This is a genomic window from Alkalibacterium sp. 20 (assembly GCF_001885615.1).
In the GTDB taxonomy this organism is placed as follows: Bacteria; Bacillota; Bacilli; order Lactobacillales; family Carnobacteriaceae_A; genus Alkalibacterium.
This window is the reverse complement of the sequence record NZ_LSRN01000015.1, coordinates 27,000-46,520: the sequence shown is the minus strand read 5'-3', so window position 1 is coordinate 46,520 and position 19,521 is coordinate 27,000. Positions and strand designations below refer to the sequence as shown.

The window sequence follows — 19,521 nt, the reverse complement described above, 5'->3', positions numbered from 1 at the left end:
ATAATGAACGATATAGCAATCAACATAGACAAACTTACTGTGGCTTATGATGCTCAGCCCGTTTTATGGAATATATCGCTGAAATTTCAAAAAGGAAAAATGATAGCTATTGTCGGTCCTAATGGTGCAGGGAAATCAACCATGATTAAATCCATGCTTGGTTTAGTGTCACCTGTCATGGGTTCGGTTACGCATCAAGACGAAAATCAAAAAGCGGTACCCTACAGTGAATTAAAAAATCGAATCGCCTATGTACCTCAAAATACATCCGTGGATTGGAATTTCCCGACAACTGTGAGAGATGTTGTCTTAATGGGAAGATACGGTCATTTAGGCTGGTTTAAAAGACCCCGAAAGAAAGATAAGGATATAGCTAAGCAAATGCTTCTGAAAGTGGGGCTTCCGACTTTCGCAAAGCGTCAGATCAGTCAGCTTTCTGGCGGACAGCGCCAGCGCGTTTTCTTGGCCCGAGCGCTTGCTCAAGAAGCAGAGGTTTATATTATGGATGAACCGTTAGCCGGTGTAGATATGAAGACCGAACATATTATCATGAAGTTGCTTAAAAAATTAGTTTCAGAAGGCAAAACAGTCCTCGTTGTTCACCATGATCTGCAGACAGTTGAGACTTATTTTGATGAGATCGTTTTTATCAATCAGGAAGTTATCGCTGCAGGACCAGTTGACCAGACGTTCAACAAACAAAATATCGACCTGACATATCATCGTGATCGCAATGTAGGGGAAGGGGGGTAATTATGCTGACTCAGGTTCTTTCTGTGTTTACTGATTATACCTTTCAACTTGTTGCTCTTGGAACAGGTATCATCGGACTGCTCAGTGGTGTGATCGGAACATATGCGACACTCAGAAAAGAAAGCTTGTTAGGGGATGCCTTAAGTCATGCGGCGTTACCGGGAATTGCTTTGGCTTTTGTTATTATACAACGTAAAGAATTAATGTTTCTCATGCTCGGTGCCGTTGTTTCAGGGATAATTGCCACAGCAATCATCCAAGTGATGACGAGAAATACGGTGGTCAAGCTGGACAGTGCCTTGTCTCTTGTTTTATCCAGCTTCTTTGGATTGGGGCTGGTGGTTTTAACGGCGATTCAAAATAATCCGAATGCCCAGCAGGCAGGGTTAAACAGTTTTATTTTCGGACAAGCCAGCGCAATGTTGCGGAGGGATGTTCAGTTAATAAGCAGCGTGGGTCTGGTATTGCTGTTACTTGTTGTCGTTTTTTGGAAAGAGTTCAAATGTTATACCTTTGATCCGATGTTTAGTCGCTCTTTAGGCTTTTCAAGTAAAATCATCGAATTTCTCTTATCTATGATGATTGTATTAACTATAATTATAGGCCTTGAATCTGTGGGCGTTATTTTGATCAGTGCGTTACTCATTGGTCCGTCGATTGCTGCGAGACAATGGACTCACCGTTTAAGCGGTGTTATGATTTTAGCCGGGATTATAGGTTTCATGTCTGGAGTAATAGGGACATTGATCAGCTCGTTGGGTGTGCGTATCCCGACCGGGCCAACGATTGTAGTCGTTGTCAGTGTTTTTGTCTTTGTGAGTCTCCTGTTTGCACCGAAGCAGGGATACGTTGCAAAATATATTTTAAGACAGAAGAAACAGAAACTCTTTAAGAAACGCTTAGATGAGCTGGAGGAGGCTAAACAATGAGCATGATAAACGAGATTACATTAATTGCTGTTGTCGTTGCTATCGCTTGTGCGTTACCCGGTGTTTTCCTGGTTCTAAGAGGAGCGACGATGGTGTCAGATGCCATCACTCATACGGTATTACTCGGGATCGTTCTAGCTTTCTTCATTACGCAGGATTTGAACTCGCCACTTTTAATGATTGGAGCGACTCTGGTTGGTTTAGCAACGGTTTGGTTGATTGAAACCATTCAACGTTCAAATCTGGTATCTAATGATGCAGCAATAGGCATTGTTTTTCCTTTGTTTTTTAGTATTGCAATCATTTTAATTACTTTCTATGCTGGGGATGTTCACTTGGATGAAGACGCAGTATTGATGGGTGAACTGGCTTTTGCTCCTTTTCGTAGACTGGATTTATGGGGTTACGACCTTGGTCCACAATCACTTTGGGTGATGTTTATCATCTTGATTATCAATTCGGTCTTTATTTTCTTTTTCTATAAAGAACTGAAAGTCACAACCTTTGATCCAGCATTTGCAGCTGCAATAGGTTTTTCACCGGTGGTCATTCATTACGCGTTGATGACACTGGTTTCACTTACAGCAGTTGGTGCGTACGATTCGGTTGGATCGATATTGATCGTCGGCTTTATGGTGGGACCCGCGCTGTCGGGTTATATACTTACCCATTCATTGAATAAAATGATTGGTATCACCGTAATTATGGCGATTATCAATAGTGTAAGTGGTGTGAGATTAGCATTTTTCTTTGATACTACGATTGCCGGCATGATTGCTGTGGTGACTGGTTCAACGACGTTACTAATCTTGATATTCTCTCCAAAAAAAGGACTTTTTCAACATCAAATCAGTCAGAATAGAGCACGTAGAAACTTAAATAAAGAAATTGAAAAAATGGCCTAACTAAAAATGACCCCTGTTTTGACTACCAGTCAAAACAGGGGTCATTTATTTATCAATCGGTATTTTTGGTGGTTCCCCGCTTAATTAATGTGAAAGTCAGTGGGACTAAATCATCCGATTTTTTTCCGAGCTGTCTTAAAAGTAATCGGCAGGCGTTACTACCTTGTTCTTTGATACCATAATCAACCGTCGTCATATTCATGACATCGCTTATAAATAAATTGTCAAAACCTATAACAGAAATATCCTTAGGTACTTTATACCCTTTCTTCTCAAGTCTTGAGACTGCTAAAGCCGCAATGTTATCGGAATGAGTGATGATGGCATCGGGTTTAACCGCTTGTTCTTCGATCCACTGAACAACACGGTCAACATCATGATCTGAGACTATATGTAAAAAAGAGTCAGATGCATAAGGGGTAATGCCTTTTAAAGAGCAAAAATTGTTGTAAGCCATGATCCGTCGCTCTGTATTCAATCCACTGGCTGTCCCATATATATTTAGAATCCGTCGACAGCCCGTATCCCAAGCATAATTCAAAGCGAGTTGTGTCCCTTCGTAATGATCGATAAATACAGAAGGGATAGGATGGGTATCCACATTATGTAAGGTTACGATTGGTCCGTCTTTTAAATAGCTTTCCAACACTTCCCATTCATTGGCGCGGTAAATAAGGAAGATTCCATCCAGCTCTTTTGCTTTCAAGAGGTCAAAGGCTTCGCGTTCTCGTTTTTTGTCACCATTCGTAATAAATAAAGTCGTGGTGTATCCAGCAGAGTAAGCAGTCGAAATGAATGAATTTATTCGGGCCACAGCTGTATCGTTGAATTGCGTGCTGATAATACCGAAATTTTTAGTCTCGCCTGTGCGCAGCATTTGGGCATGCTTATTCGGTCTGTAGTCAAGCTGTTTGATCGCTTCTTCTACAGTTTTTCGTGTTTCAGTACCAACATATCCACTCGAATTTATGACACGGGAAACGGTTGCGGATGAGACCCCGGCATGCTCGGCGATATCTTGTATTGTAGCCATATGTCTGTCTCCTTCCTTACTTAGTATACCAAATTATTATGTCGTAGAAATAAAAAAATAGCAGACCTTTACTCGTTTTGTCGGCCTTCAATATTAGCTCTTAAAGGTAATGTTGAAGGAGAGGAGTGAAGGTCTGCTTGGTTTATTGTCATTCAGTGAGAAAGCTGCTGATTTACTCTGAAAAAGTTTGTTTAGGTAAAATACGCTGGGTTGTTTCCAATTCCATCAATTCTTTTTGAGCATGGACCGCTTTTCGACCACCAGGTGTTGTTTTCTCATAAATACCACTTGAATTCAATGTCCAGGCTTTGACATTATCATAGAGGTACATTTTCAGTATGGAAATGATGTATTTTTTCCATTTGTCGCTTAAAATAGGAAAGGCAATTTCTACACGTTTGATCATGTTTCGCGTCATCATATCTGCAGAGGACAGGTATATGTTCTCTTCACCATTGTGATAAAAATAATAGATACGGCTGTGTTCCAGGAAACGTCCGATAACGCTTCGGACGGTAATGTTTTCACTCACGCCTGGAATGCCGGGTATCAAGCAGCAGATACCGCGAACGATCAATTCTATTTTCACTCCGGCTTGACTCGCTTCATAAAGTTTAAGCAGCATCATCTTGTCAGTCAGTGAATTCATTTTGGCAATAACATGACCGTTTCCATATTGTTTGTGGAGGCGGATTTCTTTTTCGATATTTTCGATAAACGCATCACGGATATCAAAAGGAGAAACATGAAGATATTGGTAGTGTGGTTGATCAGTATAACCGCTCAAGTAGTTGAAGAAATCAAACACGTCTTGGGTGATTTCCTTATTGGTCGTAATGATACTCATATCTGTGTAAAGTTTTGCCGTTTGTTCGTTATAGTTACCCGTTCCAAGATGAACGTATCTTCTAAACCCATTTTCCTCTTTTTTTATTACGAGTGTTGCTTTACTGTGCGTCTTCAATCCTTTTACTCCATATAAAATGTGAGCGCCGGCTTCTTCTAGTTTTCTGGCCCAGTGTACATTGTTAGCTTCATCAAATCGGGCTTTCAGTTCAACTAAAACCGTAACTTGGATGCCTTGCTTTGCTGCTTTTTCAAGCGATTGCACTAATAGGGAATCGTGACTGACTCGATACAACGTTTGTTTAATGGCAACTGTACGGTCATCATCCACAGCTTGTTCTATAAACTGGATGATCGGGTGGAACGAGTCGAAGGGATGATGAAAGAACAAGTCTTGACTCTTAGCCATGCTGTAAATAGATTTTTTTGTAAAAATTTCAGGATAGGCGGGTGTATATTTTTCGAAAAAAAGGTTAACACTTGCGTCTTTAAGTATATTGACCGTACCGAATAAACAGGTTAAATCGAGGGGGCCATCAATATAATAAATGTCACGCTGTTTGATGGACAGTGCTTTTTTTAAATAGGTAATGTCTGTCTCGACCGATTGACTCGTTTTGCGCGTATCGAGTTCTAATCTGACAGCCATCCCATTTTTTCTTTTTTGCAAGTAATCTTCAATGGTTGAGAGTAAATCTTCGGCGCCTTCTTCTTGAATTTCCAGATCTGCATTGCGTGTGATGCGAAAGGTGAACGAGTAGATTACTTTATAGCCCTTAAATAATTCTGACAGGAAGGAGTAAATGATGTCTTCTGAAAAAAGGAGTTGAATTGTTTCCTTACTGTTTATTAAAAAAAGTCGATCTAGTCGTTGGGGGATCGGAATAATCGCAATAAAAGGGCTACCCAATTTTTCGAGACGAACAAACAGATGCAGGACCCCGTCGTTTAAGTGAGGAAAGGGACGGTAAGCATCGATACCATAAGGTGTGAGTGCTGGTTCGATCTCAAATTTAAAAATTTCTCTGGCTCTTTCCTTGTCTGCTACAGATAACTCATCGATCGTAGTGAAATGAACAGAATGAGCTTCCAATTCCTTTTTCTTTTTCTCGAAAAGAGAATAATGACGCTTGACTATTTCCTGATTCTTGACAGTGACTTCCTGTAACTGTTTTTTGGGTGACCATTGTTTTTTCGTATCCGGTTCACTCACGCCCATTTTCAGTTGATCCTGCAAACCGGCCACACGCACTTTATAAAATTCATCCAAATTGGAACTGCCAATAGCTAAAAATTTCAATTGTTCCAGAAGCGGATTAGATGGATCATCTGCTTCTTCGATCACACGTGCATTAAAATCAAGCCATGACAATTCTCTGTTTTGATAATATTTCGGGTTTTCTAGTAAAATGTCTTGACCCTGCATATTTATACCTCCGTTTGAACTGATTCATCTAGTTCTTTTTGAAAAGTGATGGACAGTGATTTGCCTAGAACACGTTCAATATGGTTTTTATGTCTGTTTGCACGATATTCTTCAGCAATAGCCTCACCGCTATACGTCACGCACAATTCGTAATTATCGTCATCGGTTTCAATGAGGTCCATGTCATGAACGAAATTGACATGAGAATCACTCAAGGCTTCTGCAAATTTAATGATGCTTCCCAGATAAAGCAGTACGTCTAGTTCTTTCTTATCGTACCAGCCTTTAAAGTTGCTCGTGTACTGTTTATAGAGTGACCGGTTTTTGTAGCTGGCTAATAGCGCTAAGCGTACACGGTCACTGTGATTGAATCCGTGAAGATTAGTGTTCGATATAATGTAGAACGTATGCTGTGATTTTGAATCATCTTCAATGTAACTGCTTAAATAATAAAGGGTGGCACCATAATGCAGGAGATAAAGGTGTTCATCTTTGATATCTAAGATGCCTTTATCCTTGATCAATTCGATCAGACGGTCAGCTAAAATGATCCGCTGGTGAGCGCTGATCGGGCGAATGTCATATTGTTTAAACAAACGCTGAACCGTTTGTCGTTTGATACCGAATAAATCATAGGCGTCATCATATTCCTGGTTAAGTCGCTCAAGAATAATACCTTCACGCAAGCCGCGATTACTTATAGCGAAAGATTTTGCCTCCATCACGTTGATAAGTTCCGTAAAGACGATTCCGGCCGGAATAATGATATCGCGCCGGTCTTCGCTTAAACCATCTAAATCTCCCAATTCTTCCATTGAACTCTTTACAAGTAGATCAAATGTTTCATCTAAATCATCTTTAAACATCTGATATTCATGGATACCTGCAATCGGATAATCTGTTTCTCGTTGATAAATTTCGGCATAATTACGCGCCGATCCGCCGATCCCAATTAGCGGAACGGAAAGATTTTCGAGCCAATCCAGTGTTTTTAATTGTTCGTTGACCCATTTACGCGCCTTTTTTATGGCTTTTTTGTCATTGTGTTTTTTTTCGTCGAAGAATTGCTTCTGCAGGGAAACTGTACCAAACGGGAAACTGTGTGCTTCCTTGATTTCTTTGTTTTTGAAGTAGGTGACTTCGGTACTGCCTCCGCCGATATCGATACTTACACCATCGGGAATATCCATCGTATATCTTACGGCATAATTGCCGAAATACGCTTCTTTTTGTTCAGTTAAAATAGTTAGTTCTAAATCCACTTCTTTTTTTACACGGGCTATAATAACGTCTCTATTCGTCGATTGTCTGATTGCTGCGGTAGCTATGGCGATGAGGTCTTTAATTTTATAACTTTCCGCTATTTTGGTGAAGCTTTTTAATACTGTAATTAAAACGTTGATACCTTCTTCAGACATTATATTCTTAGTATCTAAATACTGTACAAGACGAGCGGGTGTTTTTATGTTCTGAAGTTCTGTTATGCCTTGATAATCATCCATTTCAAAAATTACTAATCGTATAGTGTTAGAACCTACGTCTAATAGTCCAAAGCGATCTCTTGTCATTATGGTTCACTCCTATATTTATTTGTAGCTTTCAATGTCACAAAGGTGCTTACTTTCTAATTATACTATTTCCAACCGCATAAAGTCTAAAGATGAACCCTTCTTTACAAGAATATTACAAACGCGGAGTAAACGCTATCATTAATACGTGTTATACAAAAATCGGCTTTTTTATACATAAAATCATCTTTTTTTTCAAACTTCTGTAACAAATTGTAAGCCAATCGAAATGTACATCAAAGGTTTTATCGGTATAATAACGGAGCATTGCAAACAGATTTTATACATAAACCCTAAATTAGAAAGGATTGACTATATAAATCATGAAAAAAAATATACTGAGTTTTGCTTTGATTGGTTTAGCTTTTTTACATTTTAATTATTCTCAACCTGTATCCGCCGATTCCTTAGACACTATTAAGGATCAACAAGAGCAAGCAAGACAGGAAATACAGTCACTTCAAACAGAAGTAAGTACTGTTGTAGAGGAAGTAAAAAAATATAACGAGACATTAATGAATATAGAAGAAAACATTAGCACAAAAGAAGCAGAAATCGAGGAAACAAAAGAAGAGATAGCTGAACAAGAAGAAGTGCTCAAAGCTAGATTTGAGCAAGCAAGTGATCGACTACAGTCATTGCAAGTCAATGAAGTCTCACAAAATATTGTTTTAACTGTTTTGGGATCTGAAAACATTTCTGATTTGTTAAACCGCGCACTCGTTGTTATGCGACTGACAGATGCCGGTAATCAACAGATCGAACTAGCTGAAGAAGAAGCGCAAAAACTCATTGATTTAAATGAAAAATTAGTGGATACACGATTAGAATTAGAAGAGCAGCAAGAAGAAGCTGTTGTTCAAAAAGAAGCGCTTGATAGTAAAGTGACTTCTTTAGATACCCTGATACTTGAAAATCGTTCTGAATTGTCTTCACTTGTAAAAAAAGAAGCCGCAGAAGTGGCCCGCATTGAAGAAGCGCGTCGTTTGGCTAGAGAAGAAGCAGAACGTGCTGCAGCGGAAAGAGAATCGGCACAAGCAAGAATCGAACAAAAAGCGGTACAAGCTAAAAACGAACAAGAAGAATCAACTTCTTCATCTGCAAAACAAGTGAGCGCGAAACCAGCCGCATCTAAATCGGTTGCCAGCGAGACTAAAACGTCAGCTCCTAAAAAAGTTGAGACGAAACCCGTTGTCAAAACAGAATCAAAACCGGCGCAATCTTCTGGAAGAACGTTAAAAGTACAAGCAACAGGTTATTCAACCAAACAACCTGGATTAAGTACACATACGTTTATGGGCATTGACTTGCGTAAGAATCCACGTGTAATCGCCGTAGACCCTTCTGTTATCCCATTGGGTTCAAAGGTTGAAGTCGAAGGCATGGGCGTTTATATTGCCGGAGATACAGGCGGCGCGATCAATGGAAACATTATCGATATTCATTTCAAAACAGTGGCTGAAGCCTTACAATGGGGAAGACGTCAGGTTACTATTCGAGTCTTGAACTAAAAAAATCAGCTATCATAAAAAAGCCGGCGTGTTAAATCTTCAGAGATTTAACGCGCCGGCTTTTTTACTGTAAAGAAATAACTAAATCAACTCATTACAAGCGTTTGGTTGCTTTTTACGGTTCTATCCTGTTTAATCAGTATTATAGAAATCAGAGAAAGAGGAGAAATAATGCATACTAAAGAATCGTTACTCAATGATTTGAAAAAGTTGAAGTTAAATCCTGAAGGAACCTTACTTGTTCACTCTTCTTATAAAAGTATTGGCGAAGTGGCTGGCGGACCAGAGACAGTTTTAGATAGTCTGAGTGCTTTTATGAAAGAGGGACTGCTGGTTTTACCCACGCATACCTGGGAATATATAAGTAAGGAGAAACCGGTGTTCGACGTAAAAAACTCGCCTTCAAATGTGGGAATCTTGACAGAAAAATTTAGACAGCGAGAAAATGTCTGCCGTTCCGAGCATCCAACACATTCAGTTGCCGCTTTAGGCATGGATGCGCAGAAGTTTACCGATGGGGAGTACAAACATGAAACGGCCTGTGCCAGAGATTCTGTCTGGGGGAAGATTGTCGACAGGAAAGCTGACATCCTCTTGATCGGTGTAGATTTGACTAAAAACACATTTATACATGGCATAGAAGAGTGGGTAGGCATTCCGGGACGACTGAAGGATACGCACGATGAGCTCTACAGCATCCTGCATTCAGGAAAAAAGGTTCAGGTACCGACTCGCCGGCATCAGGGTCTTTCTTGGTCCGATCATTTCTGGAAAGTCGAAGAGATTTTACTGGAAGAAGGAGCGATGAAAAAAGGCACGTTTGGAGATGCCACTGTCCGTGTGGTCGATGCCGAAAAAACGGCAGAATTGCTGACAGAGCTACTCCAGGTGAATCCCGATTTATTCTCCGACAACGAACCACTTTCTGACAAGTGGCGTTATTATTTTCAGAACCAAAAATAAAACAGACGATTTTAAGAGGTGATAAATGTGAAGTTAACGATACGTCAACGAACATTAGGGACAATTCCGTTGCTGGAAGTTGTAGATGAACGAAGAAGAAACGATGTGTTGCCTCTGATCGTGTATTATCATGGGTGGCAGTCAGCGAAAGAACTTGTCCTTACTCAAGGACGTTTATTGGCTGAAGCGGGCTTCCGTGTTTTGCTGCCGGATGCTGTGAACCATGGAGACCGTTATCAGCCGATTACTAAAATTCCATCCCTGACTTTTTGGCAAAGTATTCAAACCAATTTATTTGAGTTTGGTTATATTGTGAATCATTTCAAAAAATTGGGTGTCGTTGACGACCGGATCGCAGTGGGCGGCGTGTCGATGGGCGGCATCACAACCTGTGCGTTACTTACGCATCATCCGGAAATACAAGCAGCAGCCTGTGTGATGGGATCGCCCCAGCCGGTAAACTACCGGACACGCTTATTGGAGCATGCTGCTAAGCTGGACCGCTTTTTTCCGGAGGATTATGAATCGTTATTGGCTTGGGTACCCAAGTATGATTTGTCTCATCATCCGGATACCTTAGGTGAGAGACCCTTACTGTTCTGGCACGGAATCCATGACTTGGTCGTTCCGTATGATCATGTCGTGGAATTCGTAAAGGAAAACCCTGGAGCCAATTTGACGTTTATTGAAGAGGATGAAGAACATCTCGTGAGAGTTCCCACTATGAAGCAAATTACAGAGTTCTATAAAAGAGAAATGATCGAGAAGAGTCAGTAAAAGTCTAAAACGCTAGCGATAAACTGGTCATCCATGTGTTTTTCTTTTGTAAGTGTCGAACTTGGAAGCAAGTTCGACACTTAGAGAGTGAAAGTACTGCTCTAAGTGCCGAATGCGGGGCTATTCGGTAATTAGAAGCGACTGATAATTCTGAAACTACCGAAGTTGGGTCAAGTTCGACACTCAGAGAGTGAAAGTACTGCTCTAACTGTCGAATGCGGGGCTATTCGGTAATTAGAAGCGACTGATAATTTTGAAACTACCGAAGTTGGGTCAAGTTCGACACTTAGAGAGTGAAATTACTGCTCTAAGTGTCGAATGCGGGGCTATTCGGTAATTACGATTACTTTTCGATATTGAAAGTGTCGAAGTGAATGCAAGCAAAGCGTGTGATAGCGATGATAATAGCTGAACTTAACGAATAGGTCACTAAGAATAAAAAAATACCCGGAAAACAGTTTAAAAACTGTTTTTCCGGGTATTTTATATTAGTATCAACTATTTAAAACGCCATCAGTTCCCAGAGAATGGTATCGCCATCTTCAGGAACAAAGTCTTCGGCTGATTCAGTCACCATTTCTTCATTGGCTTCAAAGACCCAGAACTCATTGTCTTCGATACTTTGCTCGACGCCTTCGATAGCTTCGATAAAGCCTTCATCGGTAACACTTAGTTCGTAATTTTCTTCCATGATTTCCATTAAAGTCGTGTCGGCGCTGACATCAAGCGTGTCATTCGCCAATTCTTCATCATTCGCATAAATCATGACGGTCACTTCATTGGTTTCTTCTGAAGTGGTCTGCGAGTCCGTATCTCGACCAGAAACCCAAAGGATAATTGCGAGGGCTAAGAGTGCTACAGCAACGGTCAGTAAGATATTAGTTTTCTTTTTCATAAAAAATCCCCTTTATAATTCATCGACCCATTTCGTACTGGGTGTTTTTTGATCTGCGCGATTGAATACGCGCATGGCTATGGGATATAACAGCGCGAAGAATATCACGTTTCCACCGGCATGCATGACGTCGTAGACGAGACCGGATAAATAGTATGGAATAAATATATTCCACCCGAAAAACGGTGCCTGGACGAGGGAAATGACTAAACCATACAATAGGCCTAAAAACCCGACGAAAACCTGCAGAACAGGTGTGGGTATGGATTCATACGAATTTTCGAGTAGATGGGTCAGTCCGATTAAAACAGCATACGCCATGAGTTGCGCAATCGTCCAAGGTCCCATACCCAAGTAAAAATTTGTGAGTATAACGGACAAGAGTGAAACGGCTAACCCGTTTCTCCATCCATAATATAGTGTGATACAAACAATGAGCACAGTCATCGGCTGGACATTGGGAAGAAAAGAAAAGCTTAATCTTCCCACCGAAACAAGTGACGTGAGCAGAGCGATACGAGTCAGAGCATACGTACGGCCTCTTGAATACGTCGACTGTTTACGTAAAGGTACAGATCTCACTTTTCATCCTCCTTTCTGTCGTTGATTTTTATTTATCTGATTGGGCAGACGCCTGATGAACAAGATTCCATCGTTTCCAAATCAGCTTTTGTTTCGCTTTGTTCAAACTGGTGAAGCAATGCGGCGTCAAAAGGTTTCATTGATGCTTTGAGCTGTTCATATTCTTCTTTTGTACAGGCTTCATAAGGGGCCAACGTGTAGGTCCCGCCATCATGGCTTAAGAAAGATACGCCAACAAAATTATCCCAACCATCCCATACGCGTTGTTCAGCCTGATGCCATTCACCCGGTTTGACATCGATGGTATTGGAGGCATTGTGTTCCACATATTCTTTCTGGAAACGGAAGTAGGTATCAAACTGTTCGTCCACGGTGGTATCTTCTTTCGTTCGTTTAGAACCACTTGCAACTGGGAAGTCGAAAATCACAGTTCTGGCTTCAGTAATAACCGCTTCTTTTGCCAGTTCATTCTGATCGTAGACGCCATTTGTTCCGATCTCGGCATGGATCTTCCATCCAAGTTCTTTAGCTACCTTGACCAGTGGATCTGTTGCGTTGATACGTACACGACGAATGTAATACGGGCTGTGGCTCATATGCACGCCAGGAGAGACGCCTCCGGCAACTTGTGATAATGTACCTTCAGGTTTCACTGTCGTTGCAAGTAAGGGTGCGTTAACGCGTAATGCTTTAGCATAAGCATCTGCTGCATTACGAGAGGCATCACGCAGTTCGTTCATCCACTTCACTTCATCTTCTTCAGTGCCGTTAACGAGTGCCAGGGCATCTTTCCAGCCTGTTACAGATGTACCGATGAGTCGGTCACGTTGTTGAATATCGTTCCATGAATCGATTTCAAGCGGTGTCAAGGTCATACGCAGACCAATACGAGCAGAAAGCTCTTGGGCGCGTTTTAGCCCTTCTAGATCTAGACTGTTCGTACCATCTTCGTTTTCCTGAACAAAAGCTTTGACGTTGATCGTTGTCAGGTTACAGACGCCTTTAGAATCTAAAATGATTTCACCACAGGGATTGACCCCTTCAGCGTTAGGACGGCGGCGACGTGCTTCTTCCATATTGAAGAAACCGGGTTCACCTTCAAGCTGCATCATTTCAAAGACGAGATGTAGGAAATCTCGTGACGGTTTAGTCTCGAAAGCAATGGAGTTGTTACTCATGCGGCGGTGATCCAAACCTTCACGGCGGTCACCAACGGCGTTCAAGTTATCGAACCAGCGCGGCTTCATGTCTGCTTTTTCTAATAATTTACCAATATTTTTGTGATGCTCGAGTTGTTCTTCTGTCCAGATGCCATTCATCCCATATTTAGCAAACATGGATTCCTGATCATCGGCATCAAATAAGAATATTTCTGCAGTTCTTCTCACTCCACCAACAACAACGTTTGCGCCAATCAAGTTTCCGATATCTAAAATGTGTACCGGACGGACTTTACCGTAGCCTTTCTCATCAATCTCGATTGGATCCAAATGCGGATCGATTTCGTTCTTAAGCACTTTATTGATGCCTTCGAACATTTCTTGCAGTGGGGAAGGTCCGGAGGCTGTACCGCCGAAAGTCTTCAAGCGCTCGCCTTCAGGACGGACACTGTTGTAACTGATCTTAATGGTATGGATATCTTCGTTTTCTTTTTTTGTCAGCAGATCCAGGTACTGAGTGAGAGATTCAACCCAGCCTTCTTTTGAGTCGCCGACGTAAATTTTAGCGAAACCATTTTCCATTTTGACCGTTTGCGTATGTTCTAAGCGCTGCTCCATGGTTACTGGGCGGTACTGAGAATGCAAGAGTGTCGTGTTCGTGCGGATAGGGTCCATCTTTTCAGCCATTTTCTTGCGTGACTTGAAGCCGACACCTGTTCCGACGAGCAGGAGATAGAAGAGTTCACCGAGATCTTCCCATGTTTCAATAGACAGGAAAGAACAGTTGAAATTACCTAAAGCAAAATTTTTGTTCACTTTTTCGTTGGCATTTCCGAGCCAAAGGGTTCTTCCAGAAGGGAACTGTTTCGTATTATAAATAGATTCAAAAAGCTCTTTGGCTTCCTCGCGCATCTGTTTCAAATGAATCGAGTAGCCGATTTTTTTTAAATGTTTGTATTCCAATGCCATATTGTATTCAATGGCGCGTTTGACTGTTTCATGCCAATATTCTCTGCGGCTTTTATCTTCGAGCCAGCGGGAATAGGTGCGGCTATAGACAAATTCTCCAAGTTCATTAAGCGGATTGGGACGCATTGCTACGTATTCTTCTACGTAGGAAGTGGGTAAAAATTCCATGGATGTAACTTCCTCTCATTTGTTCTTTTGATACTATATATGGTATCAAATTATGGAGTCATACACAACATCTATGGTTTTATTAAATTTGTGTAACAAACAATGTTCTCTATTGACATGGCTCAACGGCAAAGAAAAAAGCCCTCATTCTATGAAAATAGAACAAGAACTTTCTCAAATAATTAGTAAATTTTAATAGGGACCGCGAATATGATCGTGAACATTTTCCCAATAAAAATCATTGATGCGTTTTAATTCTTCCTGAGTGAAATCTCTGACATCGAGTGATTTCAAGTTGTCGATGACTTGCTTTTCATTCTTAAATCCGGGAATGACACTTGTCACAGCTTCTTGCTGCATTACCCATTTAAGGGCAGCACGCACCAGACTCTCACGGTCCGCTGCCATCCAGGCGACTTGTTCGCTTAATTCGACACCTTTTTCAAAAGGCAGGCCACCGAATGTCTCGCCGACGTTGAAAGCTTCACCATCTTTGTTGAAGTTACGATGATCATCTTCCTCAAATTTGTGATTCTTGGAGAATTTACCTGTGAGCAAGCCGCTGGCCAGAGGCACACGTGCTATGATGCCCACATTTTTTTCCTGCGCTTTTGGAAACAGTTCTTTCAGCGGTTTCTGTCTCAGTACATTGAAAATTACCTGGAGGGCACTTGCGTCAGTATTGTTCAGGACATATAAACCTTCTTCGTCTGTCTCAACACTCACACCGTAACTCCTGATTTTACCTTCTTTTTTAAGTTTATCCAAGATAGGAAAAATATCTGTTTCTTTAAGCATTTTTAATGGGGCACAGTGAATCTGATAAAGGTCGATCGTTTCACGGTTCAAACGGCGCAGACTGTTTTCCAGATACGTGCGGATCTGTTCTTCCTTGTAAGTATTCGGATCATCGATATCGCCCATACGTATGAATTTAGTCGCAATATGAATGGAATCTTCTTTACCTTTCGTTGCTTTAGCCAGCAGTTCTTCACTGTGACCACCACCGTAAACGTCAGCAGTGTCAAAAAAGTTAACGCCCGCTTCCATTGCATGATGTAATCCTTTTAATGAATCTGAGTCATCGTTTTTACCCCAGCTGCCACCGATCGCCCAAGTACCAAAACTGAGCTCACTGATTTCAAGACCTGTGTCGCCTAACTTGTTATACTTCATCCAATCTACTCCCTTTAGTTAATATAGTCTTAGTATACCAGATAAAAAGTAAGCGGTTAACTTTTTTTGAGAATTGGAATCAAAGCAAAGCGTCATGGGAACTTGGGATTATTGATAGGCTGACAAATGTTCCCATTTTTGGTAAAATGGCTAAGGATAAAAGGACAACGGAAATGGAGGAATTAAACATGGAAGAGGTAATGATAGAATTTTATAAAGAGAAAGACGAACAGGCGTTTTTAGATGTCTGGCAGGAAAAATACGGCCAGTTAACTGATGATGAAATCGACCAACTTTATGCTGACATTGCGGATGCGATCGACGCAGCGATAAAAGAGGGTGAACACAGGTTAGGTCAGCCTTATGAGTATAAAGATGTACTGATTGGTAAATCTGATTTCAACGCATTTCATTCCCTGTATATTTTTGAAGCGGTAAAAGAGTAAGTTCGAGACGATAAAAGAGTGAATGAGAGGGAGGTGATTTTTTTGCCGAATGAACTGATCGAAAACAAACTGCAGTTACTGCCGGATTTGCCCGGGTGTTACATTATGAGAAACAAAGATGAAGAAATTATATACATCGGTAAAGCGAAGAATTTGAAAAATCGCGTGCGTTCCTATTTTCGTGGTGAACACGAAGGGAAAACAAAACGTCTGGTTGAAGATATCGTGGATTATGAAACGATCGTCACAGGTTCGGACAAAGAAGCCCTCCTTTTAGAAGTCACCCTGATTCAAAAGCATCAGCCAAAATATAATATCCGTTTGAAACACGGGACCAGTTATCCGTATCTGAAAATCACAAATGAACGTGATCCGCAGCTGGTCATCACGTCAGATGTTGAAAAAGATGGCGCACACTACTTTGGACCTTATCCGGACGTGTGGGCAGCTTCAGAGACAAAGCAGCTGATCCAGAAGATATATCCGCTGCGCAAGTGTAATGGGTTTCAGAAACGGGCCTGCTTGTATTATCATATCGACCAGTGCATCGGCCCATGTGATCATGAAGTGCCGGTGGAAGAATACGAAGCCCAGATCAGGCGCATCCGGTCTTTTTTAAATGGGAATGTTTCCGATATCAAACGGGATTTGAAACAGAAAATGCAGGAAGCTGCAGAAGAAAGAAATTATGAGCGTGCAGCTGAATTTCGCGATCAGATCTCTTATATTGAACGGACAGTAGAGAAGCAATCGATCATTTCAAATGACTATACACCCAGAGATTTCTTCAACTATTATATGGATAAGGGCTGGATCTCGATTCAAGTCTTTTTTGTCCGCCAGGCGACTCTGATCAAGCGTGAAGCTACGATGTTTCCTATCTTTGATACCCCAGAAGAAGAATTGATGAGTTTCATCCTTCAATATTATGCGAATATAAACAATCTGAAACCTAAAGAAGTTTATGTTCCGGACACGGTGGATACCAGCCTGCTTGAAGAAACGCTGGGAACAAAAGTGATGATACCCATACGTGGGCGTAAGAAAGAATTGCTTGAACTGACAGGGAAAAACAGTGAGATTGCCTTGAAGCAGAAATTCCGACTCTTGGAAATGAAAGAGCAGAAAACAACAGGGGCCGTAGATGAACTGTCGGAGGTGCTGGGGCTGCCTTACATCGAGCGGATCGAAGCCTTTGACCATTCGAACATCCAGGGAACAAACCCTGTATCAGCGATGGTCTCATTTAAAGACGGTGTGGCAGACAAGAACAATTACCGGAAATATAAAATAAGAACCGTTGTTGGCAGTAATGAATATGCGACCACTCAGGAAGTCATCAGACGACGCTACTCACGGTTATTGAAAGAGAAAAAACCATTACCAGATTTGATTCTTATGGATGGTGGAAAAGTGCAGGTGAATGCGGCGGTCGATGTGTTGCAGAATGAATTCGGACTGGATATTCCCGTTGCTGGGATGGTCAAGGATAAAAAACACCGGACTGCCGGGTTGATCTTTGGAAATGATCTGGAACCGGTCATTTTAAATCCTAGAAGCCGGGCATTTAACCTTGTTCAGCGTATCCAGGAAGAAGTTCATCGGTTTGCCATCACTTTTCACCGGAATGTACGTGGGAAGAACAGTATTACGAGTCAGTTGGATGACATTGAAGGCGTCGGACCGAAAACACGGACAAAAGTCTTGCGTCATTTTAAATCCATGAAACGACTCAAAGAAGCGGAAATAGAAGAATTGACAGATTTGGGTATCCCTATTAAAGTGGCTGAACGAATCAAACAGACAGTTAAATAAGCACTATACTCAAGGAGAATAAACATGATCAGAGATGCAAAAAAACAAGATGCTGAAGAAATTATTGAGTTGTTCAAGATAATATTGACGGATATGGAACTTCCCATTATGGAAAAAGTAAGCTGGGAAGAGTTGAAACCGGCGTTAGTCGAAGCAGCCAGACGCGATAATTACCGACACAGCTTCAGAAATGCGATTGTAAAAGAAGTGGATGGGAAAGTAGCCGGTTTTTGTTTTGGATATAAAGGTGGGTTGAGCGATGACGTTGATGAACCGCTCGAATCGATTTTAAAAGAATATGAGCTTCCATTATTCGAAACCTTCACCGATTCCGAAACATTCGAAGGTGAATGGTATCTGGATACACTCGTCACAAGTCCCAAGTACAGAGGCCGGGGGATCGGGAAAGAGCTGATGGAAGGGGCTTACAGTAAGGCGCGCGCTGACGGGATGACGGTTGTCGGTCTGAATGTCGACCACGACAATCCACGTGCCAAGCAGCTTTACGAGCGTCAAGGATTCGAAAAGACGGGAGAAATCGTTTTAGCCGATCACCGTTACGACCATATGCAGAAACAAATCTAAACTAAAAAGCCTCGCGACCCACTGAAAGATCTTCAAGATCTTTCGGTAAGTCACGAGGCTTTATTTAGTTATTTGATTTTTACTTTTTGCCACAATTTTCGCTTGAACTTTATCCAGATTGTATGCATGAAACTTAAACTGTATTTTTCCTGTTGATATTTTTTCAAGACAGTCGATTTATTTTCAGCATAATGATCGAGAAGTACAGCTATCGCCAGAGCGACTGGGATATCCTGTTCCTTGATAAAATCAACGCAATATAAATCACCCATGTACGTAACACTTTTATCGATGGTTCCAATTTTCTTTCCAAAACGTCTCACCGTGAATTGCTGTTTTTCATAATTAGCGGTGATTATCCAATTCAAGCGAGTGATGGTGAAAAACGGGTTTTTGATCCCTCTGAGTCCCGGTCGTTTTTTTAAGGAGCCAATTTTTCTGCCGTCTTTATACAAGCGGAATTTAGGAAACAGAGATAGAATGACCTGTTGGACATCTATGAGACGTTCACCAGCTAAAGAGAAGACAGAGAGTTTGTTGCCGACGCGACCCCATTTGCCGACGATCAAAAAAACCTCTTGTCCTTTGGTATCTGTTACAATCAGCCGGTTTTGGTTTGACCTGTATTCTTGTTTGATGAATAAGCGAACCATTTCATATCACCTCTAGTCCGTATGTTGGCATCTTGTTTTTCTTTTATTATAACACTAGACTCTCAAAAAATGAAGAAGAGAGTCCAGTGAAAAAAAAGTGCACTGACTGAATGGCTGCGCTCTTTAAGCGCTACTATTTGTGAATGTGAGACATGACTGTCGTCAATTCTTTCAAGGCAACAACGATTGCATCAACTTTATTCTCCATCCGGTGCAGTAAAAATAATGAAATGAAGATGGGAAAACCGACATTTGCGATCATATCCAGCGCCGTTGTGAAAAGGGTCAATTGAGTATCCATAGTCTACCTCCTCTCTATCTACAATAACGAGAAAAGGAGACTAACTGTCACCTGTGAAGA

18 protein-coding genes are annotated in these 19,521 nt (G+C 41.3%); 9 read left to right on the top strand and 9 right to left on the bottom strand.

The genetic code is table 11. The features are described from left to right. Positions 1–3: 3 nt before the first annotated feature. The 3 genes from AX762_RS02335 to AX762_RS02325 are packed head-to-tail and all read left to right on the top strand — an operon-like array spanning position 4 to position 2,587. Positions 4–753 (top strand): metal ABC transporter ATP-binding protein, encoded by a 750-nt coding sequence (locus AX762_RS02335; protein WP_071847556.1) that lies wholly within the window; start codon positions 4–6, stop codon positions 751–753. A 2-nt stretch (positions 754–755) separates the two neighbouring features. Next, positions 756–1,682 carry a metal ABC transporter permease gene (locus tag AX762_RS02330; protein WP_071847555.1) on the top strand — a complete coding sequence of 309 codons (927 nt, stop codon included), beginning with the start codon at positions 756–758 and terminating at the stop codon, positions 1,680–1,682. Next, on the top strand, positions 1,679–2,587 hold the full coding sequence (locus tag AX762_RS02325; RefSeq protein ID WP_071847554.1) for a metal ABC transporter permease: 909 nt from the start codon (positions 1,679–1,681) through the stop codon (positions 2,585–2,587). The genes AX762_RS02330 and AX762_RS02325 overlap by 4 nt, the downstream gene beginning before the upstream one ends. Positions 2,588–2,639: 52 nt before the next feature. On the opposite strand, the gene AX762_RS02320 is transcribed toward AX762_RS02325, so the two are convergent. The 3 genes from AX762_RS02320 to AX762_RS02310 form a co-directional block, all read right to left on the bottom strand. Next, positions 2,640–3,620 (bottom strand): LacI family DNA-binding transcriptional regulator, encoded by a 981-nt coding sequence (locus AX762_RS02320; protein WP_071847553.1) that lies wholly within the window; start codon positions 3,618–3,620, stop codon positions 2,640–2,642. 172 nt (positions 3,621–3,792) lie between these two features. Then, the gene (locus tag AX762_RS02315; RefSeq protein WP_071847552.1) at positions 3,793–5,892 is read right to left on the bottom strand and encodes an RNA degradosome polyphosphate kinase; all 2,100 of its coding nucleotides are present in this window, start codon (positions 5,890–5,892) and stop codon (positions 3,793–3,795) included. A gap of 2 nt (positions 5,893–5,894) precedes the next feature. Continuing rightward, positions 5,895–7,460, bottom strand: a complete 1,566-nt coding sequence (locus AX762_RS02310) for a Ppx/GppA family phosphatase (protein ID WP_071847551.1) — start codon at positions 7,458–7,460, stop codon at positions 5,895–5,897. 323 nt (positions 7,461–7,783) lie between these two features. On the opposite strand from AX762_RS02310, the gene AX762_RS02305 reads away from it, so the two are divergent. The 3 genes from AX762_RS02305 to AX762_RS02295 all read left to right on the top strand — a co-directional run bounded on the left by AX762_RS02305 (position 7,784) and on the right by AX762_RS02295 (position 10,711). Beyond that, positions 7,784–8,971: a 3D domain-containing protein gene (locus AX762_RS02305; RefSeq protein ID WP_071847550.1), complete on the top strand. Its 1,188-nt coding sequence runs from the start codon at positions 7,784–7,786 to the stop codon at positions 8,969–8,971. Between the two features lie 171 nt (positions 8,972–9,142). Then, complete coding sequence (locus tag AX762_RS02300; RefSeq protein WP_071847549.1) at positions 9,143–9,934, top strand: AAC(3) family N-acetyltransferase; 792 nt, start codon at positions 9,143–9,145, stop codon at positions 9,932–9,934. 27 nt (positions 9,935–9,961) lie between these two features. Further along, entirely contained in the window at positions 9,962–10,711 is a 750-nt protein-coding gene (locus AX762_RS02295; protein WP_071847548.1) for an alpha/beta fold hydrolase, read from the top strand. 502 nt (positions 10,712–11,213) lie between these two features. Here the strand turns inward: AX762_RS02295 and AX762_RS02290 are convergent. The 4 genes from AX762_RS02290 to AX762_RS02275 form a co-directional block, all read right to left on the bottom strand. Further along, a complete protein-coding gene (locus tag AX762_RS02290; RefSeq protein ID WP_071847547.1) occupies positions 11,214–11,606 on the bottom strand; it encodes a DUF4430 domain-containing protein in 393 nt (130 codons plus the stop codon). 12 nt (positions 11,607–11,618) lie between these two features. Then, complete coding sequence (locus AX762_RS02285) at positions 11,619–12,188, bottom strand: ECF transporter S component (RefSeq protein ID WP_071847546.1); 570 nt, start codon at positions 12,186–12,188, stop codon at positions 11,619–11,621. A gap of 32 nt (positions 12,189–12,220) precedes the next feature. Then, positions 12,221–14,485 carry a ribonucleoside-triphosphate reductase, adenosylcobalamin-dependent gene (nrdJ, locus tag AX762_RS02280; protein ID WP_071847545.1) on the bottom strand — a complete coding sequence of 755 codons (2,265 nt, stop codon included), beginning with the start codon at positions 14,483–14,485 and terminating at the stop codon, positions 12,221–12,223. 192 nt (positions 14,486–14,677) lie between these two features. Then, positions 14,678–15,661, bottom strand: coding sequence for an aldo/keto reductase (locus tag AX762_RS02275; protein ID WP_071847544.1), 984 nt, complete (start codon positions 15,659–15,661; stop codon positions 14,678–14,680). A gap of 188 nt (positions 15,662–15,849) precedes the next feature. On the opposite strand from AX762_RS02275, the gene AX762_RS02270 reads away from it, so the two are divergent. From AX762_RS02270 to AX762_RS02260, 3 genes are read left to right on the top strand one after another with little or no spacing between them, the layout of a single operon-like run. Continuing rightward, positions 15,850–16,107 (top strand): hypothetical protein, encoded by a 258-nt coding sequence (locus AX762_RS02270; protein ID WP_071847543.1) that lies wholly within the window; start codon positions 15,850–15,852, stop codon positions 16,105–16,107. A 42-nt stretch (positions 16,108–16,149) separates the two neighbouring features. Next, positions 16,150–17,922, top strand: coding sequence for an excinuclease ABC subunit UvrC (gene uvrC, locus AX762_RS02265; RefSeq protein WP_071847542.1), 1,773 nt, complete (start codon positions 16,150–16,152; stop codon positions 17,920–17,922). 24 nt (positions 17,923–17,946) lie between these two features. Further along, positions 17,947–18,507, top strand: a complete 561-nt coding sequence (locus tag AX762_RS02260) for a GNAT family N-acetyltransferase (RefSeq protein WP_071847541.1) — start codon at positions 17,947–17,949, stop codon at positions 18,505–18,507. Between the two features lie 68 nt (positions 18,508–18,575). Here AX762_RS02260 and AX762_RS02255 read toward each other — a convergent pair whose 3' ends face one another. Both AX762_RS02255 and AX762_RS02250 read right to left on the bottom strand, forming a co-directional pair. After that, positions 18,576–19,160 (bottom strand): LURP-one-related/scramblase family protein, encoded by a 585-nt coding sequence (locus tag AX762_RS02255; RefSeq protein WP_071847540.1) that lies wholly within the window; start codon positions 19,158–19,160, stop codon positions 18,576–18,578. Between the two features lie 133 nt (positions 19,161–19,293). Next, complete coding sequence (locus AX762_RS02250; RefSeq protein WP_071847539.1) at positions 19,294–19,461, bottom strand: YvrJ family protein; 168 nt, start codon at positions 19,459–19,461, stop codon at positions 19,294–19,296. Positions 19,462–19,521: the final 60 nt, after the last annotated feature.